Annotated in this window: 21 protein-coding genes; 8 read left to right on the top strand and 13 right to left on the bottom strand. The window is 59.2% G+C overall.

The features are described 5' to 3' along the window. Window positions 1–212: 212 nt before the first annotated feature. Window positions 213–464, top strand: coding sequence for a type II toxin-antitoxin system HicA family toxin (locus GIR22_RS22880; protein WP_178122431.1), 252 nt, complete (start codon window positions 213–215; stop codon window positions 462–464). Then, window positions 461–817 (top strand): toxin-antitoxin system HicB family antitoxin, encoded by a 357-nt coding sequence (locus tag GIR22_RS22875; RefSeq protein ID WP_178122430.1) that lies wholly within the window; start codon window positions 461–463, stop codon window positions 815–817. Before GIR22_RS22880 ends, GIR22_RS22875 begins: the two co-directional genes overlap by 4 nt. Here the strand turns inward: GIR22_RS22875 and GIR22_RS22870 are convergent. Further along, entirely contained in the window at window positions 793–1,989 is a 1,197-nt protein-coding gene (locus GIR22_RS22870) for an MFS transporter (RefSeq protein WP_154745546.1), read from the bottom strand. The two genes, GIR22_RS22875 and GIR22_RS22870, sit on opposite strands and share 25 nt — an antisense overlap. Window positions 1,990–2,128: 139 nt before the next feature. Between GIR22_RS22870 and GIR22_RS22865 the strand changes: the two genes are divergently transcribed. After that, entirely contained in the window at window positions 2,129–2,710 is a 582-nt protein-coding gene (locus tag GIR22_RS22865) for a TetR/AcrR family transcriptional regulator (protein ID WP_154745545.1), read from the top strand. A 2-nt stretch (window positions 2,711–2,712) separates the two neighbouring features. Here GIR22_RS22865 and GIR22_RS22860 read toward each other — a convergent pair whose 3' ends face one another. The 4 genes from GIR22_RS22860 to GIR22_RS22845 all read right to left on the bottom strand — a co-directional run bounded on the left by GIR22_RS22860 (window position 2,713) and on the right by GIR22_RS22845 (window position 7,705). Continuing rightward, on the bottom strand, window positions 2,713–4,233 hold the full coding sequence (locus GIR22_RS22860; protein WP_154745544.1) for a DHA2 family efflux MFS transporter permease subunit: 1,521 nt from the start codon (window positions 4,231–4,233) through the stop codon (window positions 2,713–2,715). Beyond that, window positions 4,223–5,392, bottom strand: a complete 1,170-nt coding sequence (locus GIR22_RS22855; RefSeq protein WP_154745543.1) for an HlyD family secretion protein — start codon at window positions 5,390–5,392, stop codon at window positions 4,223–4,225. The genes GIR22_RS22860 and GIR22_RS22855 overlap by 11 nt, the downstream gene beginning before the upstream one ends. Then, window positions 5,389–6,828 (bottom strand): efflux transporter outer membrane subunit, encoded by a 1,440-nt coding sequence (locus GIR22_RS22850; RefSeq protein WP_154745542.1) that lies wholly within the window; start codon window positions 6,826–6,828, stop codon window positions 5,389–5,391. Before GIR22_RS22850 ends, GIR22_RS22855 begins: the two co-directional genes overlap by 4 nt. Before the next feature lie 127 nt (window positions 6,829–6,955). Continuing rightward, complete coding sequence (locus GIR22_RS22845; protein WP_154745541.1) at window positions 6,956–7,705, bottom strand: AraC family transcriptional regulator; 750 nt, start codon at window positions 7,703–7,705, stop codon at window positions 6,956–6,958. A gap of 251 nt (window positions 7,706–7,956) precedes the next feature. Between GIR22_RS22845 and GIR22_RS22840 the strand changes: the two genes are divergently transcribed. Continuing rightward, window positions 7,957–9,780, top strand: a complete 1,824-nt coding sequence (locus GIR22_RS22840) for a glycoside hydrolase family 15 protein (protein ID WP_154745540.1) — start codon at window positions 7,957–7,959, stop codon at window positions 9,778–9,780. Window positions 9,781–9,882: 102 nt separating this feature from the next. Next, complete coding sequence (locus GIR22_RS22835) at window positions 9,883–10,788, top strand: alpha/beta fold hydrolase (RefSeq protein ID WP_154745539.1); 906 nt, start codon at window positions 9,883–9,885, stop codon at window positions 10,786–10,788. Here the strand turns inward: GIR22_RS22835 and GIR22_RS22830 are convergent. Further along, on the bottom strand, window positions 10,771–11,742 hold the full coding sequence (locus GIR22_RS22830; RefSeq protein ID WP_154745538.1) for a GlxA family transcriptional regulator: 972 nt from the start codon (window positions 11,740–11,742) through the stop codon (window positions 10,771–10,773). The two genes, GIR22_RS22835 and GIR22_RS22830, sit on opposite strands and share 18 nt — an antisense overlap. An 88-nt stretch (window positions 11,743–11,830) precedes the next feature. On the opposite strand from GIR22_RS22830, the gene GIR22_RS22825 reads away from it, so the two are divergent. Further along, window positions 11,831–12,511: a DJ-1/PfpI family protein gene (locus tag GIR22_RS22825; protein ID WP_154745537.1), complete on the top strand. Its 681-nt coding sequence runs from the start codon at window positions 11,831–11,833 to the stop codon at window positions 12,509–12,511. A 44-nt stretch (window positions 12,512–12,555) separates the two neighbouring features. Here the strand turns inward: GIR22_RS22825 and GIR22_RS22820 are convergent, their stop codons facing one another. Both GIR22_RS22820 and GIR22_RS22815 read right to left on the bottom strand, forming a co-directional pair. Beyond that, window positions 12,556–13,116, bottom strand: coding sequence for a DUF4174 domain-containing protein (locus GIR22_RS22820; RefSeq protein ID WP_154745536.1), 561 nt, complete (start codon window positions 13,114–13,116; stop codon window positions 12,556–12,558). Between the two features lie 169 nt (window positions 13,117–13,285). Next, the gene (locus tag GIR22_RS22815) at window positions 13,286–13,915 is read right to left on the bottom strand and encodes a glutathione S-transferase N-terminal domain-containing protein (RefSeq protein ID WP_154745535.1); all 630 of its coding nucleotides are present in this window, start codon (window positions 13,913–13,915) and stop codon (window positions 13,286–13,288) included. A 71-nt stretch (window positions 13,916–13,986) separates the two neighbouring features. Between GIR22_RS22815 and GIR22_RS22810 the strand changes: the two genes are divergently transcribed. Next, window positions 13,987–14,217 (top strand): AbrB/MazE/SpoVT family DNA-binding domain-containing protein, encoded by a 231-nt coding sequence (locus GIR22_RS22810; protein WP_154745534.1) that lies wholly within the window; start codon window positions 13,987–13,989, stop codon window positions 14,215–14,217. Between the two features lie 78 nt (window positions 14,218–14,295). Here the strand turns inward: GIR22_RS22810 and GIR22_RS22805 are convergent, their stop codons facing one another. From GIR22_RS22805 to GIR22_RS22790, 4 genes are all read right to left on the bottom strand, one after another. Beyond that, window positions 14,296–16,653 carry a DNA polymerase II gene (locus tag GIR22_RS22805; protein ID WP_178122429.1) on the bottom strand — a complete coding sequence of 786 codons (2,358 nt, stop codon included), beginning with the start codon at window positions 16,651–16,653 and terminating at the stop codon, window positions 14,296–14,298. A gap of 122 nt (window positions 16,654–16,775) precedes the next feature. Further along, the gene (locus GIR22_RS22800; protein WP_154745532.1) at window positions 16,776–17,093 is read right to left on the bottom strand and encodes a protealysin inhibitor emfourin; all 318 of its coding nucleotides are present in this window, start codon (window positions 17,091–17,093) and stop codon (window positions 16,776–16,778) included. Window positions 17,094–17,103: 10 nt separating this feature from the next. Further along, window positions 17,104–18,147, bottom strand: a complete 1,044-nt coding sequence (locus tag GIR22_RS22795) for a M4 family metallopeptidase (RefSeq protein WP_154745531.1) — start codon at window positions 18,145–18,147, stop codon at window positions 17,104–17,106. Window positions 18,148–18,296: 149 nt separating this feature from the next. Then, entirely contained in the window at window positions 18,297–18,749 is a 453-nt protein-coding gene (locus tag GIR22_RS22790) for an SRPBCC family protein (RefSeq protein WP_154745530.1), read from the bottom strand. Window positions 18,750–18,881: 132 nt separating this feature from the next. Here GIR22_RS22790 and GIR22_RS22785 point away from each other — a divergent pair, with 132 nt between their 5' ends. Continuing rightward, window positions 18,882–19,292 carry a GFA family protein gene (locus tag GIR22_RS22785; RefSeq protein ID WP_154745529.1) on the top strand — a complete coding sequence of 137 codons (411 nt, stop codon included), beginning with the start codon at window positions 18,882–18,884 and terminating at the stop codon, window positions 19,290–19,292. A 21-nt stretch (window positions 19,293–19,313) separates the two neighbouring features. Here the strand turns inward: GIR22_RS22785 and mrdA are convergent, their stop codons facing one another. Further along, on the bottom strand, window positions 19,314–21,206 hold the full coding sequence (gene mrdA / locus GIR22_RS22780; protein WP_154745528.1) for a penicillin-binding protein 2: 1,893 nt from the start codon (window positions 21,204–21,206) through the stop codon (window positions 19,314–19,316). Between the last annotated feature and the right edge of the window lie 149 nt (window positions 21,207–21,355).

Raw genomic sequence — 21,355 nt, 5'->3', positions numbered from 1 at the left:
ATCCGGAACAAGAGGCGGGAAGCACAAAGGCACGTCGTCCCTATAAAACGAATCCGGACGGGAAAAATTAGCGGGGGTTTGCAAGGAGAAAACCCAAGCGAAGGGAGATGTCACCTGGGGTTACATCAAAATTCGGAAGGCCTGCCAAGGCGGCTCTATCATTGACGGACACCACCAATCGCAACTATATTTAGTTACAGGCAAGGATCGCCGTGTCGAAAAATGAAAAGCTGCTGGCCAACCTGCTCAACGAGCAAATGGCCTTTACCTGGCCCGACCTCATCACACTGCTACGACGACTGGGCTACACACAAATCGAAGGGGCTGGGAGCCGAGTCAAATTCGACAAGGGCGATCCGAGTGCAATGATCACCCTGCACAAACCTCACCCCGGCAACGAGCTGAAACACTACATCCGGCGCCAGATCATCGAACAATTGAAATCAGGAGACCTGATTCAGTGAATAACCAGTTGAAGCACAAAGGCTATATCGGCTCGATCGAAGCCAGCATCGAAGACAATTGTCTGTTCGGAAAGCTGCTGTTCATCAGGGCCTTGGTCAGCTACGAAGGTAAAACCGTAGCCGAATTGGACGCCGCCTTTCGCGACGCAGTGGACGACTACCTCGGCACCTGCCACACCCTCGGCCAGGCACCCGAAAAGCCTTGCAAGGGCTCGTTCAACGTGCGAGTTGGCCATGACCTTCATTTGGCCGCTGCCTTGGCGGCAACCCGGCAAAAAGTCACGCTGAACGACCTGACGCGACAAGCGCTGAACGAGTTCCTGCAACATCACGCCACGGTCGTGACGGAATAATCACCCAACCGCCGATACCCCAACACCGCCGCTCCCAGTACCACGGCACCGGCCACCAAGGCGATCCAAAATCCACTGGCGGCGCCGAAATGGTCGATCATCCATCCGGAACTGACCGCGCCAATCGCCACGCCGATGCTCAACCCGGTAATCAACCAGGTCATGCCTTCGGTCAGGCGGCTGGGAGGAACCACTCGCTCCACCAGGGCCATGGCCACGATCAGGGTTGGGGCAAAGAACAGTCCTGACACAAACACCGCGAGGGACAAGCCGAGGATATTCACCACCAGTAACAGCGGCAGTGTGGTCAGGGCCGTGGCCACGCCGCAGTACAAAAATTGCCGGGGCAGCGACGTTTGCAGCTTGAGCGCACCAAAGGCCAGCCCCGCCAGGCACGAACCGATGGCATACACCGACAACACAATGCTCGCGGCGGCGGGCTGGCCCTGGTGTTGGGCGAACGCAACGCTGACCACATCCACCACACCGACGATGGTGCCCATGGCCATCAATAGAATCATCAACGTCAATACCGAGGGCGAGGCAATCAACCAGCGGCCATGGTGGGCATGATATTCATGGACCGGCGGCTCGCTCTGCCGTTGCAGGACAAAGGCTGTGACCCCAACGGCCAACATCAACGCGGCAATCAACGGTCCCGCTTCGGGGAACAGCACCACGGACAAACCTACCGACAACGGCGGCCCAAGGATGAAACACACCTCGTCCAGCACCGACTCCAGGGCAAAAGCGGTTTGCAACCTGGGCTGGCCGCGGTACAGCTCGGTCCAGCGCGCCCTGACCATGGCGGACATGTTGGGGATGCAACCGGCCAGGGCAGCGAAGATAAACAAGGTCCAGTTCGGCGCCTGCAAGCGGGTGCAGAGCAACAGCAACAACAACGCACCGCCGCCAATGGAAGCAGCCACCGGCAGGATGCGACCTTGGCCATAGCGGTCCACCAACCGCGAGACCTGGGGCGCGCAAAAAGCCGTGGACAGGGCAAAGGTGGCGGCCACGGCACCTGCCAATCCATAACCACCATGGACTTGCGACAGCATGGTAATCAGCCCGATGCCCGTCATGGAGATCGGCATACGGGCAAGCATGCCTGCCAATACAAAAGCCCTGGAGCCTGGCGCCTGGAATAATTCGGCGTAAGGGTTTGCCATGCGGTGCGACCTCTTCCTCAGCGCCCTGCAACTTGCTATCTCGGGTTAACAGGGCAAAATACATACGGTGCGTATGTAGCAAATCATGCGCAACATACGCACCGTATGTCAATCACTCACTGTTACGAGTCCTGCCCATATGAGCCGAGCCCGCACTGACATGATCGAAGACACCCGCGCCCGCCTGATCGCCAGCGCCCGCCAAGCGTTCGCCACCCAAGGCTATGCCAACACCTCGATGGATGACTTCACCGCCCGTGCTGGCCTGACTCGGGGTGCGTTGTACCACCACTTTGGCGACAAGAAAGGTTTGCTGGCAGCTGTCGTAGTGCAACTCGATAGCGAAATGGACGCTCGCTTGCAGCACATCACGGAGCAGGCCGAGGAGCCCTGGAGTGGTTTTTGCGAACGTTGCCGTGCCTATCTGCGCATGGCCCAGGACCCCGAGATCCAACGCATCGTGCTGCAGGATGCGCCGGCGGTGCTCGGGGACGCCGCGTCAGCCAGCCAGCAACAGTGTGTTGATTCATTGCGACTGTTGCTCGACGAACTGATGAATGCCAGCATCATCGAACAGGCGCCCAGCCAGGCATTGGCGCGGCTGATCAATGGCAGCCTGGTAGATACAGCGCTGTGGATCGCCCAGAGCCCGCAACCAGACAAGCGACTGGAGGAAGCTCTACAGGGCCTGGAGCTGCTTCTGCGGGGGTTAAAACCATAAGTTCAAGTACGCCGCAACATCAATGCCGCCACGGCGCACGCCGCCAACGCCACGCAGGCCAGAAAAAACGCATCACTGTAGGCCATCAAAAACGCCTGGTGACGAATCCCTTGGTCCAGCAGGTTTAATACCATTTGATGATCCGGCAATTGCTCATCCAGCATGCCGCCACCAGGCAAGCGCTGTTGCAGGGCAGGGTCAAAGACCGTCACCGATTCACCGATGCGTGCCGAGTGCACTCGTTCACGTACCACCACCAATTGTGCCAGCAGCGCCGTGCCGACGGCTCCGCCGAGGTTGCGTAGCATCGAAAATACTCCCGATGCCGACCCGGCCTCGGCCTTGGCCAGCCCATGCACCGCCAGCACCGACAAGGCGACCATGATCAATGGCTGGCCAATACCTCTCACGACAATAGAGGGGACGATGACATTGCTGGCGCTGTCCGTCGACAAATGTGCCCCCATCCAGCAACCCAGCGCCATGATCGCGAAGCCCGACGCCACCAGCAGCTTGGCGCTGAACCACTTCATCAACCGGGGCAGAAACGGTGCCAGGATCAACTGCACCAAGCCATAGGCAATCAGGCTGACCCCAATTTCGCTAGCGTTATAGCCCTGCAACTGCGACAGGTAATTGGGCACTAGAAACACCAGGCCATAGGTGCTGGCACCGAAGATAAACATCGCCACACTGGCAACACCAAAATTGTAATGTCCCAGCAATCGCAGGTTGATAAACGAATATGGCCCCCATAACTGGCGACCTATAAACGCCACTAGCCCGACCACCGCCAACAACGTCATCCAGACAATAAAACCCGACCCAAACCAGTCCTTGCGTCCACCCTCTTCCAACACAATCTGCAACGCGCCCAGGCCCAGCACCATGCAAACGATGCCCAGCCAATCGCCCTGGCGTAACAGACCCAAGTTCATCGGCTGGCGATCGATGGACCAGGCCACAGCTGCCAGAAGCGCAATGCCGGGGAACAGTTGCAGGTAGAAGATCCAGCGCCAGGAATAGGCATCAGTCAACCAGCCCCCCATCGATGGGCCAGCAGCCTGGGCAACGCTGTTGGCCAGGCTGAACAGTGCCATACCCAATGGAATTTTGCTGGTCGGTAACTCGGTGATGATCAGTTGGAACGACAGGGGAATCAGAACGGCCCCCGCGGCCCCCTGGACGACCCGGATGATAATCATGGTCGTCAGGTTCGGCGCCATTGAACAGGCCACCGATGCCACCAGGAACACCCCGGAGCCCACCAGCATCACCCGACGCAACGAGAACACTCGGGCCAGCCAGGCCGTGAGCGGAATCATGATGATTTCCGCCACCAGGTAAGCCGTGGAAATCCATGAGCCCTCCTCGAAAGTAGCGCCCAAGGCCCCTTCTATTTCCGGCAAGGCGGCACTGGTGACATGCACGTTCATGCCGGCCATGAAGCAGCCGAACAGCCCGCCGATCACCGCGACCCAGGCACGCAACGAAACCGTTGATGAACGCCCATCAGCCTCCATGGATATGCTCCTGCCTGGCGCCCGAACGCGTATCAACGGTGGCGATCACCGACATGCCCGGCAAGATCCGGGGCGCCTTGTCCCCCTCCGGCGCCAGGCGAATCTTCACCGCGAAGCGCTGCACCACCTTGGTGAAATTACCCGTGGCATTGTCCGGCGGTAACAGCGCGAACACTGCACCGGAACCAGGGGCGATGCTTTCCACCTGGCCGTGCCAGTGCTGGCCGGTGAAGCTGTCCACCGCAATGTCCACCGATTGCCCTGGCAGCATATGTTGCAACTGGGTTTCCTTATAGTTGGCGATCACGTAAGCCTGTTCCACCGGCACTACCGCCAACAGCGGCAGGCCAGCTATGACGTATTGCTGTCGACGCACCTTTCGCTGTCCAACGATGCCGTCGAAAGGCGCGCGAATTTCTGTGTCCTTCAACGCATTTCGCGCCAGGGCCAGGTTGGCCTGGGCCTCGTCAATCCTGGCCTGCTGCTCGAGGGTCCGGGCTTGCGCCTGCCGCCTGAGAGCCTGCAAGACCTGTAACTGCGCCTGTTGCCGGGCGACTTGGGCACGTCCTGCGACCACAGTCGATTGCGCCCGGGCCCGGTCCGCGCTGGCGGCTTCCAGGCGTTGGGCGGTGGCGACGTGTTGCGCCACCAGGTCGCGGTAACGTACATAGTCCAATTGCGCCCGTCGGGACTCGGCCTCGCTACTGTGCAAGGCCGCTTGGGCCTGGGCGATCCGCTGTTGCTGCTCACTCATCCGCGCATCCAGGGTTTGCAAGGTGGCTTGCTGTGCATTCGCCGCTGCTTGCGCTTGCTGTAACTGCGCTTGGGCGCTGTTCCGGCGTTCGGTGAAGTCACGCCCATCGATACACACCAGTAAATCCCCGGCCTTGACCGCCTGGTTGTCTTCCACCAGTACCTGGGCGACATAACCGGCAACACGTGGGCTGACCGCAACCCAATCAGCACGTACATAGGCATCGTCGGTTTCTTCCAGGTACCGTCCCAGGTTCCACCAATAGCTGGCAAATACTCCAAGCCCCAATAATGTTGACAGGGACGCACATAGCAGCAGTGCGCGGCGATGGCGCTGGCTGAAAGTCTGACTTACAGGATCGACCACGGTCGGGTCGAAAGTGGAAGGTTCAACGACCTGATTCATGGTGTTGCTCCAAGGTCGGCAATGGTTTTTTCATTACGTTGCCAGCCACCGCCCAGTGCCTGGAAAACGTCGATCTGGCGATTGATCAAACGCAAGTCGGCCTGGGTCAGGCTGGCCTGGAGGCTGACCAGATTGCGTTCGCTGTCCAGCAGTTGCAGGGCGCCCAGAGCCCCAGCCCGATAGCTTCGGCTGGCCAGTGTGTGAGCTTGACGGCTGTTGCGCAGCGCGGCCTCCAGTGCCTGGCGACGCTGCTGTTCACCCTGGTACAGCGCCAGGGCCTGCTCGACCTGTTTCAGGGCGGTGAGCACCGTGCCGTCAAATTGCGCCAGGGCTTGGCGCGCCTGAGCCTGATGCTGTTTGATGCGTGACTGGGCAATCTGTCGATTGGGAAAGCGCCAGGACACCAAGGGACCGATGGAATAAACCATGGCATCGCTACCGCCCAACTTGCCCAGGCTGCTGGCTGACGAGCCAAGCATCGCACCGAACGTAATGCGGGGATAAAGCTCGGCGCGCGCCACACCAATGGACAGCGTCGCCGATTGCAATTGCCGCTCGGCACGGCGAATATCGGCCCGACGTTGCAACAAGGCCCAGCCATCGCCAACCGGCAACGGCGCCCGCAACTGCGGGCCATGGGTACAACTGTGCGTGGCAACCTGCCTTGATGGCAGGCCGCTGAGCACCGCCAATTCGTACAGGGCACTCTTCTGTTTCGCGGCAAACATCGGCAAGGGTGCGCGGGTTTCTTCCAGCAAGCTCTTCAGACGTACTTTATCCAAGTCGGTCGCCACGCCAGCCTTCTGCAACTTCCCCGTGATCTCGACACTCTGCTCCAGTAATTGCACCGAATGGGCCTGCACCTGCGCCCGCATGCCATAGACACAGGCTTGGGCATAGGCACGGGCGGTCTGTGCAGCCACGGTCACCCGCAACTCATCTTCCAGCGCTCGCGCCGCCTCGGCATCGGCCCGGGCAGCGGCAATGCGATAACGCACCTCGCCCCACAGGTCGAGGGTGTAACTCAAGGAAATTTCGGGTGAATGGCTCCACTGACCGTCGGCAGGCTGATAGATGGCCTGGGCCAGGGTCTGGTCATCGCGACTGCGGCCATACGCCAGGCCATAGTCCAGGGAGGTGGACGGCCAACGCTCGCCATCGACCTGTTCCAGACGTGCCAGCAGCGCATCGACGTGGGCAGCCGCCGCCTCAAGGTTCTTGTTATGGCGCAGGGCTCGTTCCACCAGAGCGTCGAGCTGTGGGTCAAGGTAAAGCTGCCACCAACGAGCGGGCAACGGCGTGGCCGACTCGCTGGAAAGGCGCAGTGCAGGCTGGGCCTCGACCAACCTCGACGGCCCGCTGGAAGTAGCACTGCAACCGGCCAGCCCAAGTGCTATCACCCAAATGGAAGGGAGAAAAAAAACACGGATCGACATCACAAGGCTCGCTCAAGAATGAGCCTTGCAGATTAGGCAGTTGCCTTAGCAGATTCGCCCGCGCCAAGGCCATGTATCGTCGCTAAATGGACAATATGTTTGCTTAACGCAACGACAGCCTTCGCGGCTAAGCACCTGGCCGAAAATGACTCGGTGGATACCCCAGCGAACGGCGAAACATAGCACTGAACGCACTCGGGCTCTGATAGCCGTGTTCCAGGGCCACTTCCAGAATTGACGCGCCTTGCGCCAGCAATTTCAGGCTCAGGGCCAGCCGTGCGCGTTTGCGCCATTCGCCGAAGCTCATACCCAGTTCACGCTGAAAAATCCGGCTCAGGGTCCGAGCGCTCATGTTCAACGTATCGGCCCAGGATTCCAGGCTGCTGTCGTCGGACGGGTTGCGGATAAAGTGGGTGCACAGTTTGGCCAACCGCACCTCACCGGGAACCGGAACATGCATCGCCACCACCGGCGCAGCGATCAGCTCCATGCGGATCAATTCGATCATGGCCTGCAAGCGCGGACTGCCTCTGCCGACAATCAGGGTGGCGGCAACGATCAGTTCCCGCAGCAGTGCCGACACTTCGATCACTTGGCAACTTCTCCCCAAACCCGGCTCGGCCTCGGGCATCAAGAACAGCGTGCGCATGTGCACCTCGCCCGCCATGCGAATTTCATGGGCTGTCATGGCGGGTACCCACAACGCATGCCCGGATGGTACCAGCCAACTGCCTTGGGCGGTGCTGACCACCATCACACCCGAGACTGCGTGAATCAACTGCGCCTGGGCATGGCAATGGGGGTGCACCACTTCATCGTTGTGATAGTTGTCGGCATAGGCCTCAAGCCAGGGCTTGGTTTGGGGTGGGGTCGTCATTGGCAGCTCTCACATCACACAGGCCTGGAGTCTAGCGAAAAGCCTTGTGGCGAAAACGATAGATATGGACAGCCATCGTCGTATTTCAGACAACCGGTGAACTTCCATTGCACGCAGCCAGTCAGCTAACTGGATACTCTGATTCATGATGGGATAGGCAATGCGCATCTCGTTGGAACAACAAGTGCTCCTGTTCATCGACGACGGCATGAGTCCTTATCCCCAAGGCTCTTACTAGGAGCGGCGCCACAATGGTTGATTTGAACGAACCCCAAAGCGCGATTGATGCCCACGGCATCATTGGCGACATGCGCAGTGCGGCACTGATCAACGACAAGGGCAGCATCGACTTTTTCTGTTGGCCGGAGTTCGATAGCCCCTCGATCTTTTGCTCATTGCTGGACTCCCCCACCGCCGGGATTTTCCAGCTCGCGCCAGACTTGCCCGGCGCCCGCCGCGAGCAGATCTACCTGCCCGATACCAATGTCTTGCAAACCCGCTGGCTGAGCGATGAGGCCGTGGTGGAGATCACTGATCTGTTGACTATCAGCGACGACGTCGAAGATTTACCCTTGCTGATCCGCCGGGTGCGGGTAGTCAGCGGGAAAGCGACGGTTCGCCTGCGTTGCCTGGTACGTCATGACTACGCTCGTGCCCAGACCCACGCCTCCCTCGACAACGGTGATGTCTGTTTTGAAGCAACCGATCAACCCGGCCTGCGCCTGGCCAGCAGCCACGACTTGCAGATCGACGGTGACGCTGCGGTCGCCAGCATTACCCTGGAACAGGAACAGGGCGCCGAATTTGTCCTTGGCGCCCGGGAAGACCCCCGGGTCAGAAGCGACGACACCGACCTGTGCCTGGAACGCACCCTGAAGTTCTGGCGTGGCTGGATCGCCCAGTCCAACTACCGTGGACGCTGGCGCGAAACGGTCAACCGTTCGGCCCTGGCCTTGAAGCTTCTGACCTCACGCAAACACGGCGCAATTCTCGCCGCGGCAACCTTCGGCCTGCCGGAAACCCTAGGCGGCGAGCGCAACTGGGACTACCGCTATACCTGGATCCGCGACGCCTCGTTCACCGTCTACGCCTTTATGCGCCTGGGCTTTGTCGACGAAGCCAACAGCTACATGCGTTGGTTGCGTGGGCGAGTCAGCGATTGTCATGGCCAATCGATGAAAATCAACATCCTGTATGGCATTGACGGCCGCCAGGAACTGCCGGAAACCGAATTGACTCACCTCTCGGGCCACGCTGGCGCGCAACCGGTGCGCATTGGCAACCTGGCGTATGAGCAACTGCAACTGGATATTTTCGGCGAACTGATGGACGCCGTGTACCTGGTCAACAAGTACGGCGAAGCCATCTCCCATGAGGGCTGGAAACATACAATTGAAGTGGTGGATCAAGTGTGCGAGACCTGGAACCGGCAGGACGTCGGTATCTGGGAAATGCGTGGCGAGCAGCACCATTTCCTGCATTCGCGACTGATGTGCTGGGTGGCCCTGGACCGCGCCATTCGCCTGGCTTCGAAACGCTCGCTGCCCGCCCCGTTCGCCCGCTGGGACCAGACCCGCCAGGCCATTTACCAGGATATCTGGAGCAACTTCTGGAATGAGGAACGCGGGCATTTTGTGCAACACATAGGCAGCACTGCCCTGGATGGATCGATGCTGCTAATGCCCTTGGTACGCTTCGTTGCCGCCACCGATCCACGCTGGTTGTCGACGCTGGAAGCGATCCAGAAGAGCCTGGTGCGCGATGGCATGGTCTATCGCTACCGCAACGACGACAGCCAGATCGACGGGCTGCAAGGCACCGAAGGCGCGTTTGCCGCCTGCTCGTTTTGGTACGTGGAGTGCCTGGCCCGCGCCGGGCAATTGGAAAAGGCGCATCTGGAGTTTGAACAACTGCTGCGATACGCCAATCCACTGGGACTGTATGCCGAGGAATTCGACAGCCAGGCCCGGCACTTGGGCAACACGCCCCAGGCGTTGAGCCACCTGGCGCTGATCAGTGCGGCGACGTTTCTGGATCGTAAGTTGAATGGTGAGAAGACGGTCTGGCAACCTTGAGGGGTGATCTGCCAAACGCCGAACGGCGTTGCTGCTCCATGAGCATTCAGGCCGCTTTACGGTTAAAGTCGGTATGTCTTGCGCTACCTGAAAGGAGCACCGATGAACACCATCGCGCCACTGCATAACGTGCGTACCACGATGCTCGATATGGCCTATGAAGCCCACGGCCAGGCCGAGGGCGAGGTGGTGATTCTTCTGCACGGCTTTCCCTACGACCCCCGGGGCTATGACGAAATTGCGCCGGTGTTGGCCGAGCGGGGTTATCGAGTGCTAGTTCCTTACCTGCGGGGCTACGGCCCTACACGGTTTATCAACGCAGAGGTGATGCGTTCCGGCCAGCAGGCGGCGCTGGCCAAGGATCTTCTGGACTTCATGGATGCCCTGGCTATCCCCCAGGCCACGCTGGTGGGTTATGACTGGGGCGGGCGCGCCGCCTGCATCGTCGCCGCCTTGTGGCCAAACCGAGTGCGCGCACTGGTAACGGGCGATGGCTACAACATTCAGGACATTGCCCAGTCCATCAAGCCCCGAGCCCCCATCACCGAGCATCGGTTGTGGTACCAGTACTACTTTCACACCCAGCGCGGCGTTGACGGGTTGACCGCCAACCGTCGCGAGTTGTGTGAGCTGTTGTGGGCGCTGTGGTCGCCGTCCTGGGTCAAGGGGCCGAGCCTGTACGGCAAGACGGCGTCTTCGTTTGATAACCCGGACTTTGTCGAGGTGGTGATTCACTCTTATCGCCATCGGTTCATGTATGCCCCTGGCGATCCGGCGCTGGAAGAGATTGAGCAGGCACTGGTGCAGCCACCGCCAATTTCGGCGCCCAGTATTTCCTTATGCGGCGCGGATGACGGGGTGGGACCGGCCTCGGTGGAAGATGAAGACCTGGGGTGCTTCAGCGGGTTTTATCGGCGACGGATCCTGGCAGGGGTTGGCCACAATATTCCCCAGGAAGCGCCGCAAGCGACACTTGAGGCGATCCTTGAGTTACTCGACAGTACCTGAAAACCGCTCGCGATAGGCTTGGGGCGTCACCGATAATGCCCGTAGAAAACTGCGTCGCATGGTTTCTTCGCTGCCGAAACCGCAGTGTACGGCAATGCGCTTGATGGACGCGCCGCTGTCGGCCAGTTGCCTGCGAGCGGTTTCCACCCGTATCAATTCCACGGCCCGCGCCGGAGTCTGGCCGGTTATGGTGCGGTAATGACGCACAAAACTGCGCTCGCTCATGCCCACCTGAGCGGCCAGGGTCGGGATGTTCAGGTCCAGATTCAAATGCTCGGTAATCCAGGCGTGCAACTCGGCGAAACGATTGCCGGCCTTTTGCAGGGACAACGTCACGCTGAATTGCGATTGCCCGCCTGGGCGCTTGAGAAACACCACCAGGTGCCGCGCCACTTCCAATGCCGTGTCGCGCCCCAGATCTTGCTCGACCAGGGCCAGGCATAAGTCAATACCCGCGGTGACCCCGGCCGAGGTCCATAGCGAGCCCTGCTGGATAAAAATCGGATTGGCTTCGACCTGCAACTTCGGATATTTGAGCGCCAATGCTTCGCAGCGTGTCCAGTGGGTCACCACACGGCAACCGTCCAACAGGCCACTGGCGGCCAGTAAAAAAGCGCCGGTGCACACCGACGTCATGCGTCGCGAATGCACGGCTTTTTGCCGAACCCAATCCACCAGCGCAGGATCCTCAACGGCGCCGTACACGCCCCAACCACCGGCAATCACCAAGGTGTCGCAGGGTGCATCTGCTGCAGGCAATGGCTCGGCCACCAACGCCAGGCCGGCGGAAGTCATCACCGGCTCTGCCTGAGAGGCAATCACACTGATAGCGTACGGCAACGGTAACCCTTGCTGGCGCGCCAAATCATTGGCCGAGGCAAACACTTGTAGCGGTCCGGTAACGTCAAGCACTTGCACATTAGGAAAAGCGAGGACATGGATGATTTTTGGCATGCTTGGCGCAATTCGTGGGGTTAATGGCGTATTCGCCAAGCGTAGGCCACTAAAGTGAAGCCGTCTATCCCTTATGCGGAGTTTCACCATGACCTTGCAAATCGGTTTCCTGTTGTTCCCCGGTATTCAACAGCTGGACTTGACCGGCCCCTACGATGTGCTGGGGTCCTTGCCGGATGTGAAACTCCATCTGATCTGGAAAGATCTCGCCCCCATCACTTCCAGCACCGGGATGGTGTTCGCGCCAACCATGACTTATGGGCAATGCCCTGTGCTGGATGTGATCTGCGTTCCGGGGGGCTCTGGTGTCGGTGCCTTGATGGAGGATCCGCAAACCCTGGACTTCCTCAATGTGCAATCCCTGACCGCGCGTTACGTGACATCGGTCTGTACCGGGTCGCTGGTGTTAGGGGCGGCGGGCCTGCTACGCGGACGGCGGGCGACGACCCATTGGGCCTTTCACGACATACTGGCCACCCTGGGTGCGCTCCCGGTGCAGGAGCGCGTGGTGCGCGACGGCAATCTGTTTACGGGCGGCGGGATCACCGCCGGGATTGATTTTGCCCTGACCCTGGCGGCAGAGCTGTACAGCGAAGCGGCGGCGCAACTGGTGCAATTGCAGTTGGAATATGCCCCTGCCCCGCCGTTCAACGCCGGCCGCCCGGACACCGCACCTGCACATGTGCTGGAGGAAGCCAACAAGCGCACGGTGGAGTCACGCAAGACCCGCAGCGAGATCGCAGCACGGGCGGCGACACGCTTGGGCTAAGGCAGGTTTCTTGTAGGAGCAAGCGCCTACGAGGGATGTAGCGTTCAGTCTTCCAATACTTGTGGGGCGGCCTGCTTGGTGCCCTTACCTGCTTTAGTGCCTGCCTTGCCGGAGGCCGGTGCCACAGGTTCTGGTTCAGCGGGAGCCACAGCGTCTTTTTCAGCCGCTGGCATCATGTCGACAGCGCCAAAAAACTCCGCCAGGTCGAGGGTATCCGGCGGTACGGTCTTCTCGAGTTTCTTCTCGCCATCCTTGCCCACCAGGATCACCTTGGTGCCGGTGCTGGCGCCGAGCTTGAGTGCGCGGATCAGGGCATTGGTGTCCTGGGCGCCCAAATCCTTGCCATCACGCTGGCCGACGGTGCCGATGTTGGTGTAGTTGACGGTGTAGAGCACCATGTTGCGCTCGGTGAACTTTTGCTTGTTGTCAGCCTTTTCGAGGTCTTCCTTGAGCTTGACTTGCGTTGGGTCAATGGAGCTGGGCGCAATGACAATCAGCGGGCGAAACTTGCCTTGATCCTGTTCCAGCGGGCCTCGGTTATCGGCAGCCAACAGCGGCCCCGTAAAAGCCACCAAAGTAGCCAGGGTCAGCGACCGGATAAACATGCACACCTCCTTTGAATTCCGTACAGGGTTCTTGAGTTTCATGTCTGCGACAGTCAAATTCAAGGATGATTCCTACAAGACTTTCAGAAAGAGTAGGTCAGGATGCCCGTGGTGCAAGGGGTTGGAGCCCTCAGGGCTCATTGTTTCTTCTGATTGCATAGTCCAATTATCACCCAGTCCACTGTGGCCAATGCCGGGCAAACACCGGCGCCACGTTCGGATCGATATCCACCTGTACCAGACTCAGGACAAACTCGGGTCGCGACTGCTGCAGCGCTCCTCGGCCACCTGACCAGCGAGAAACGGCGGCGGCCATGATCCCCAAGGCATTCGGGACATCGGATGCGTTAAACAATTGCCCGGCAAATTGATCGGCAAACATCTCCCAGGCCAAGTGCAGATGCCGGCGAGTACCTGCCACCAGTTGCGCTTGCAACCTTTCGTCTGCGCTGTCCAGCCAACGTTGTGGATAGTCGATGATACCGATTGCCGAGTAACAGTTGGCAGCGATATACACCAGGCCACGAATAACCTGCGCAGCGTTGGCAGGCAGCAGGTTTGAAGCGGGGAACGCCAGGCCGAGGTGAATCAATATCGCCGCGCTTTCCGTCAGCACGCTGCCATCGGGCAGTTGCAGGGTGGGGATCTGTTTAAGCGGATTGATCCTGGCCAGTGCCTTGCTGCCCACGGTGTCTTCCCAGGAACAGGCATCGACCTGATGCCATGGCACTTCGCAACGCTGTAGAGCGATCTCGATCATGCACGAACCGGCGCCTTGGGTTCCGTAGAGGGTATACATGGTATTGAACCTCCTGGCAGATAGTCGAAGTGTTAGGCTGGGACGCTCAATCGCTTAACGGAAAATCCATCATGCACAGCAAACAAGTCACCATCGAAGACTGGGACGGCGACGGTGCCATCCGCCTGCCGGATGAAGCCTTGCAGGAACTGGGGCTGGACGTAGGCGATACGCTGTATATCGTCGAGACCTACATAGGCACCCAGAAGGGTTTTGTGCTGTCGACCACGCCAAAAATTGCCGACCGGATGGATGAGCTGGTAGAAGAACTGAGCCATGAGGCCGATCTGACCTCACGCTGAACCCATTGAGGATACTGCACCCTGTGGTGGTGGTCGGAAGCCAAGATTGCAGGCTCTCGCAACCTCAATGCAAGTCTTTCAGAAGAGTCCCATCTGGCCACCGACCAAGGTGGCAAAGTCATCGTTTACAAACGGCAGAATCGCATCGGCCACCGGTTGCAGTTGCCGCGTAACGTAGTGGTCGTAATCAATCGGTGCCTGGCGCACTTCCAAAGGTTGCGGGCCGTTGACGGTGATCACATAGCTGATCCAACCGCCATTCTGATACTGGCGCGGGCGCCCTTGGCGGTCGTTGTATTCATCCGCCAACCGGGCAGCGCGCACGTGGGGCGGAACGTTGCGTTCGTAGTCGCCCAATTGCCGGCGCAGGCGCTTGCGGTAGATCAGCAGCTCATCGAACTCACCGCTCAAGGTACGGCATACATAATCGCGCACGTAATCCTGGTGAGGCTGGCGGTGAAAGATCCGTTGGTAGAGTTCCTGCTGGAACTGTCGGGCCAGGGGCGACCAGTCGCTGCGCACGGTTTCCAGGCCCTTGTAGATCATTTCTTCACTGCCATCGGCACGGATGACCAGGCCGGCATAGCGCTTCTTGCTGCCTTCTTCCGCGCCACGAATGGTGGGCATCAGGAAGCGGCTGAAGTGAGTTTCGTATTGCAATTCCAGGGCGCTCTGCAGGCCGAACTCATTGAGCAGACGTTCGCGCCACCATTGATTGACGTGCTGCACCAGGTCCTGGCCGATACGCGCGGCATCCGCCTGGGAATGGGCGTTGCCAAGCCAGACGAAAGTGGAGTCGGTGTCGCCGTAGATCACTTCGTAACCTTGGGCTTCGACCAGTTCGCGGGTCTGGCGCATGATCTGGTGGCCGCGCAGGGTAATGGACGATGCCAGCCGTGTATCGAAAAATCGGCAACCGCTGGAGCCGAGGACACCGTAGAACGCGTTCATGATGATTTTCAAGGCTTGGGACAATGGTGCATTGTGTTCGCGCTTGGCCACTTCACGCCCTTCTGACACCCGAGCAACAATCGCCGGCAAACAATGCCGGGTACGGGAAAAACGCGCACCACGAAAGCCTTCCACCGACTCGCTGTCGCCGGGATGACGCAACCCTTCAATCAGGCCTACAGGGTCGATCAGGAAGCTGCGGATGATCGATGGATAAAGACTTTTGTAGTCCAGCACCAGCACCGATTCGTAGAGACCGGGGCGCGAGTCCATGACAAATCCGCCGGGGCTGGCTTGAGGTGGCTTGTCTCCCAGATTCGGTGCGACAAACCCCTGGCGATGCATCAGCGGCATATACAGGTGAGTGAAAGCGGCCACCGAGCCGCCATTGCGGTCTGCCGGCAACCCGGTAACGCTGGCCCGCTCCAGGAGGAACTTGAGCAGGTCGGTCTTCTGGAAAATTCGCGTCACCAATTCGCAGTCCTTGAGGTTGTAGCGCGCCAGGGCGGGCTTGTCCTCGGCGAACATGCGGTTGATTTCATCCATGCGCTGGTAAGGTGTGGAGATAGACTTACCTTCGCCGAGCAAGGTCTGGGCGACGTTTTCCAGGCTGAAGGACTCAAAGCTCCAGGTAGCCGAGCGTAGCGCTTCGATACCGTCGATGATCAACCGCCCCGCCGCCGCGGCGAAATAGTGGTTGCGGCTGCCGTGTTCGCGCCAGGCCATGGCATCGCCGCCACGGCCCAGCAGCAGCGGCACGTTCAGGCGCTGGGCATGTTCATGGAGGACCCGCAGGTCGAATTGCACCAGGTTCCAGCCGATGATTGCATCGGGATCATGGGTGGCAAGCCACAGATTCAGACATTCGAGCAGTTGCGCACGGGTGTCGCAGTAGTCAAGTTTGAAGTCCACCGCGTCGCCCTTGTTGGGCGGGCCGAGCATATAGACCTGGCGCTCGCCACAGCCTTCCAGGGCGATGGAATACAGCTCGCCCTGGGCGGTGGTCTCGATGTCCAGAGACACCAGCTTCAGCGGCGGACGGTAATCGGGTGCGGGCTTCATCTGCGCATCCACCAGTATTCCACTGTCGCTTGTCGTGCCGTCGAACCAGACCGGAGCGGTGATAAAGCGCTCCATCATGTAGCGTTCAGGGGGGCGCACGTCGCCTTCATAGACATCCACACCAGCTTTGCGCAGGCGCTTTTCCAGATCCATCAATTGACGATGCTGACGAGTGTAGAGCCCCATGACCGGGCGGTGGTGAAAGTCGCACAGCTCAAGAGGCCGCAGTTCGACATCGCGCTCGCCCTTGAGCAGCAACTCGGTGGGTGTGCGGTGGGCGAGAGGGATAAACATCACCGAAGGCTGCACAGGTAGGCAGATATACCTCGGACCTTGATCGGTGGCCAGCCAGAAACTGACCTGCGTCCCTGACGGGGTATCGCGCCAATGCCGGGTCAGGACAAAACCCTGCTGTAAATCCACCGTACCGCACCTCAAGAATCATTTTCAGGGCGTGATTCTACTCGGCATCCCGCAAAACGCGGCACGTTAACGGAAATTTCCTGCATTCACACCGATAGCAATCCGACAAAAGCGAAGGAAGATCAGGATACCTGCCCCTTATCCCATAACAGCACCAACTCTCCAGGTGCCTGCTCTTCAGGTACCTGGAGCATCAACTGGTCATCGCGCTCATCCTGACGAAAGCGCACTTCGATTTGATAGAAGCGCTGATCGCCTCGCCCCGACTCAGACGAGGTCAATGGCAGGCAGCCCTTGAGCAGGCTGCAGATCTGCTCACGCTCATCCAGGCTACATTGGGCAAACTCGATTTCACGAGGTCGACTCAACATGGCCGTCACGCCACCCTGGCGAGAAAGTCGAACAGTGGCATCGTTGCCCAAGGGTGGTAACTCTTTCATTGCATTCTCCTCACGCCAGATTCACACCCACGCCCGCCCAGGCTTTCTGTACCGCCGTACCCTGGACCGCGCCAAAACGTTCGCGGGCATGTTCAAGGGTCAGTGTGGCAAATGCCTGGAAGTCCGCATCGTTGTCCAGGCGCTTATCGCACAGGGTGTCGTACCAGATCTGTCCCGCCTGTTCCCAGGCCGCCCCTCCCAATTGCGTCGCCACCAGGTAAAACGCCCGGTTGGGAATACCGGAATTCAGGTGTACCCCGCCGTTGTCATCCTGGGTAACAATGAAGTCACGCATATGGGCCGGTTGCGGATCCTTGCCCAGTACCGGGTCATCATAGGCGGTGCCAGGGTGAGACATGGAGCGTAGGCCCTTGCCCTTGACTTTGTCTGTGAGCAAATCGGCACCGATCAGCCAATCGGCTTGGTCCGCGGTGTGCTTGAGGACGTATTGCCTGGTAAGGACACCGAACACGTCGGAGATTGACTCATTGAGTGCCCCGGACTGGTTACGGTAGACCAGGCTCGCCTCGCTCTCGATGATACCGTGGGTCAGTTCGTGGGCCACGACATCCAGGGATCGGGTGAAGCGCTGGAACACCTCGCCATCACCGTCACCGAAGACCATCTGCGCACCATTCCAGAAAGCATTGTCGTAGCCTTCGCCATAATGCACGGTGCCAGTCAGTGCCAGGCCTCGGTTGTCGATGGAGTCGCGTCCATAGACCTGCCAGAAAAAATCGTGGGTAGCCCCCAGCGCATCATAGGCCTCGTCCACCGCCGCATCGCCACTGGCCCTCTGACCCTCGTCCCGCGCCAGGGCGCCGGGCAATACAGTCAGGTGCTGAGCATCGTAGATATGGCGTTTCAGGGCACCGGGCGTGACTTGCTCCGCCCTGGCACCGATCACCGGTGCAACGCCGGGATTGGGGAGTAGCTGGCGTATATGAGTCAGCGTATTGAGCGCCCGAGAACGCTGCCACTCGGAGCCATGGTCGATCAAGCGGTGGAGAATATACGGTGGGATAAATCCCGGGCACGGGCCTTTACGGGGCATGGACGTTCTCCTTGTCAGACAGCTGTCGATACTGTTGTGATCAAGTTTGGCGCCAGGGGTTCGTTTTCGTCGGTCGTGTATCGACTGCCAGGCCAAGGAACAGTTGATCTATACCCTGGAGTTCACCACGGCTCACGACGCTATGGGAGTCAGGCAAGATAAGCTTCGATATTATTCATCTGCTCATCCCAACCTCGGGAGTTCATCTTGAAGGCTTTCTCACGGCGAGCCTTGGGGATCGCGGTAAACCCTGACTCGACCACCCGAAGCCAGATACCTTCGGGATGGTCCTCCAGGGTGAACTCCACCAGTGTCGGAGTTTCCGAGCCGTAGTCGACCCCTTCCTCTACCGCGTAAGGGTGCCAACTGAAAGAGAACCGTGTTTGCGGCTCAAGACGTTCGACTCTGGCTTTCCACACGACATGCTCATAACCTGGGAATGTAATACGGGCCTCAATCGACTGGCCTGCGACAAACTGTTTGCCCGAAAGGGCGATCCCGAACCAATTGCCAAACTGCTCGGCGTCGGTCAGCGCTTGCCAGACTTGCTCACGGCGAGCCTTGAGCAGGACTTTTCGTTCAATGCGATCAGGTACATCCATAAGTCACCTCCTCTATTGACAGTAGGCGACATCGATCAATGCGCAACCTATAAATTACGCATTGCGCTGCCACTCCATCAAACCGCAAGGTAGATGGTAGACCGAGGTTCCTTCCGATAAGGCCGATATGCTATGCACAACCCAGTAAAACTGCTCCATGGCAGCTGCTTTTGCAAAACCGTGCATTACCAGGCGGATAGCCTGGATATGCCCATCAGCCATTGCCATTGCCACAGTTGCCGCAAGGTCCACGCAGCCGCTTTCGTCACCACGGCAGGCGTGATGCGCGAGCACTTTCGCTGGTCTCAGGGTGTGGAGTTTTTATCGTCCTTCGAATCTTCGCCGGGCAAGCTCAGGCACTTCTGCTCGCGATGCGGTTCGCATCTGATGGCTGAACGAGAGCATCAGCCCCATGTGATCGTGCGGGTTGCGACGCTGGATGACGACCCAGGAACGCAACCGACGTGCCATATATGGACGTCCCATGATGTGCCGTGGCTGTCTCACGAAGGGCTTGAGCAGTGTGAGCAATGGAAGGCATGAACGGACTCATGCCTTCCAACTTCAGACGTGGGGATAGCCCGGCGGCTTACTCGGGGCCGCGTATTGCGGCTTCAAGTGACCGTTCTGATCCAGCAACCAAGCATCCATAACCTGCCGCACAACCGGGCCGGCCACACGACCGCCCGCCTCGCCGTTTTCGATCATCACGGAAATGACGATTCTTGGACGCTCCGCCGGGGCGAAACCGACAAACAAGGCGTTGTCCCGGTTACGCTCCAGGGTCTTCAAGCGGTTGTAGCGCTCGCCCTGCTTGATCGCCACCACTTGCGCCGTACCGCTTTTGCCGGCAATGCGATACTGCGCGCCGGCGGCAGCGGCCCGGGCAATACCCCGTGGATCGTGCATCACCAGTTGCATGCCGTGGTTGACCTGCTCCCACTCTCGCGGGTCCTTGAGGACGACATTGGGCATTGGATGGTCGTCCACCGGGGGCACGCCATCAATGGTCTTGGCCAAGTGCGGCCGGATCCACACGCCTTTGTTGGCAATCAGCCCCGTAGCTTGGGCCAGTTGCAGCGGCGTGACTTGCATGTACCCCTGGCCGATGCCCAGGATTACAGTTTCCCCCGGAAACCAGGGCTTACCTCGCGTGGCACGCTTCCAGGCTTGTGATGGCATCAAGCCAGCGGATTCCTCGAACATGTCCAAAGAAACTTTCTGGCCAAGGCCGAATTCAGCCAGGTAGTCGTGCAGGCGATCAATGCCCAGCTTGTGGGCCAAGTCGTAAAAGTAGGTGTCATTGGAGCGCATTATCGCCGCGTCCATGTCCACCCAGCCGTCACCACTGTGGTTCCAGTTGCGGTATTTGTGCTCGAAGTCCGGAAGCTGGTAATAACCGGGGTCAAACACACGGGTCTGGGCAGTGACCACACCGCTGTCGAGCCCGGCGATCGCCACTTCCGGCTTTATAGTAGAACCGGGGGCGTAGAGGCCGCGCAAGACCCGGTTGAACAACGGCCGGTCAGGGGAGTCGCGCAACGCGGCGTATTCCTTGAAGCTGATGCCGGTAACGAACAGGTTAGGGTCGAAGCTTGGCTTGCTGACCATGGCCAGGACTTCGCCGGTTTGCGGATCAAGGGCGACCACTGAGCCGCGCCGATTCCCCAAGGCTTTTTCGGCGGCTTCCTGGAGTTTGACGTCCAGGCTAAGGATGATATTTTTGCCGGGGATCGGGTCTGTGTGCTTGAGCACTCGCAAGACACGGCCCTGAGCGTTGGTCTCGACTTCTTCGTAACCGACGTGACCATGCAACTGCGACTCGTAGAAGCGCTCGATACCGGTCTTGCCGATCGATTGCGTACCACGGTACTCCACCGAGTCCAGGGCCTTGGATTCTTTCTCGTTGATGCGACCGACATAGCCAATGGAGTGGGCAAAGTGCGCCCCCAACGGGTAGTGACGGACGAACTGCGGGGCGACGTCCACCCCAGGCAGCCGGAACTCGTTGACCGCCAACAAAGCGACCTGCTCTTCAGTCAGCTCATAAAACAACGTCACGGGCACGAAAGGATGCCGGGCCTGCTTCATGGCCTTGTCGAACAGCTCCCGGTCTTCGACAGGCAAATGCAGGATGCTGATGATGGAGTTCAGTTCGCCCTTGAGGTCGGGGGCGCGTTCACGGGTGATAGTCAGGTTGTAGCTGGGCCGGTTATCAGCCAACACCACACCATTGCGGTCGTAGATCAAACCACGGGAGGGCGTGATGGGCAGGACATGGAGCCGGTTGTTTTCGGAAATGGTGGAGTGATAGTCAAATTCCACTACCTGCAGGAAATACATGCGACCTACCAGGGCGCAGGTAATGCCGACCACAAACAGCGCACAGGCCAACAGGCGCTTGTTGACCATGCGGTTTTCCTTTTCGTGATCCTTGATGGGTATCGGTTCAGGCATTTCTACAGCATCTCATTGAAGGTCGACGCCGCTCCCTGCGGATGAACACTGAGTCCTTGTGGAAAGCGCTGCACCATACCAAATATTTGGAAATACTTGTCCATAGATTCGTCTTGCATCCACGTGCTCAACGATTGCCAAGTACACGC

Source organism: Pseudomonas karstica (genome assembly GCF_009707515.1).
Lineage (GTDB): Bacteria > Pseudomonadota > Gammaproteobacteria > Pseudomonadales > Pseudomonadaceae > Aquipseudomonas > Aquipseudomonas karstica.
This window is presented reverse-complemented; position numbering and strand designations above follow the sequence as displayed.

Bases quoted from the DNA above. Each gene is read 5' to 3' on its own strand.
- GIR22_RS22870 (WP_154745546.1), bottom strand. From the start codon at position 1,989: ATGGCAAACCCTTACGCCGAATTATTCCAGGCGCCAGGCTCCAGGGCT.
- GIR22_RS22865 (WP_154745545.1), top strand. From the start codon at position 2,129: ATGAGCCGAGCCCGCACTGACATGATCGAAGACACCCGCGCCCGCCTG.
- GIR22_RS22860 (WP_154745544.1), bottom strand. From the start codon at position 4,233: ATGGAGGCTGATGGGCGTTCATCAACGGTTTCGTTGCGTGCCTGGGTC.
- GIR22_RS22855 (WP_154745543.1), bottom strand. From the start codon at position 5,392: ATGAATCAGGTCGTTGAACCTTCCACTTTCGACCCGACCGTGGTCGAT.
- GIR22_RS22850 (WP_154745542.1), bottom strand. From the start codon at position 6,828: ATGTCGATCCGTGTTTTTTTTCTCCCTTCCATTTGGGTGATAGCACTT.
- GIR22_RS22845 (WP_154745541.1), bottom strand. From the start codon at position 7,705: ATGACGACCCCACCCCAAACCAAGCCCTGGCTTGAGGCCTATGCCGAC.
- GIR22_RS22840 (WP_154745540.1), top strand. From the start codon at position 7,957: ATGGTTGATTTGAACGAACCCCAAAGCGCGATTGATGCCCACGGCATC.
- GIR22_RS22835 (WP_154745539.1), top strand. From the start codon at position 9,883: ATGAACACCATCGCGCCACTGCATAACGTGCGTACCACGATGCTCGAT.
- GIR22_RS22830 (WP_154745538.1), bottom strand. From the start codon at position 11,742: ATGCCAAAAATCATCCATGTCCTCGCTTTTCCTAATGTGCAAGTGCTT.
- GIR22_RS22825 (WP_154745537.1), top strand. From the start codon at position 11,831: ATGACCTTGCAAATCGGTTTCCTGTTGTTCCCCGGTATTCAACAGCTG.
- GIR22_RS22820 (WP_154745536.1), bottom strand. From the start codon at position 13,116: ATGTTTATCCGGTCGCTGACCCTGGCTACTTTGGTGGCTTTTACGGGG.
- GIR22_RS22815 (WP_154745535.1), bottom strand. From the start codon at position 13,915: ATGTATACCCTCTACGGAACCCAAGGCGCCGGTTCGTGCATGATCGAG.
- GIR22_RS22810 (WP_154745534.1), top strand. From the start codon at position 13,987: ATGCACAGCAAACAAGTCACCATCGAAGACTGGGACGGCGACGGTGCC.
- GIR22_RS22800 (WP_154745532.1), bottom strand. From the start codon at position 17,093: ATGAAAGAGTTACCACCCTTGGGCAACGATGCCACTGTTCGACTTTCT.
- GIR22_RS22795 (WP_154745531.1), bottom strand. From the start codon at position 18,147: ATGCCCCGTAAAGGCCCGTGCCCGGGATTTATCCCACCGTATATTCTC.
- GIR22_RS22790 (WP_154745530.1), bottom strand. From the start codon at position 18,749: ATGGATGTACCTGATCGCATTGAACGAAAAGTCCTGCTCAAGGCTCGC.
- GIR22_RS22785 (WP_154745529.1), top strand. From the start codon at position 18,882: ATGCACAACCCAGTAAAACTGCTCCATGGCAGCTGCTTTTGCAAAACC.
- mrdA (WP_154745528.1), bottom strand. From the start codon at position 21,206: ATGCCTGAACCGATACCCATCAAGGATCACGAAAAGGAAAACCGCATG.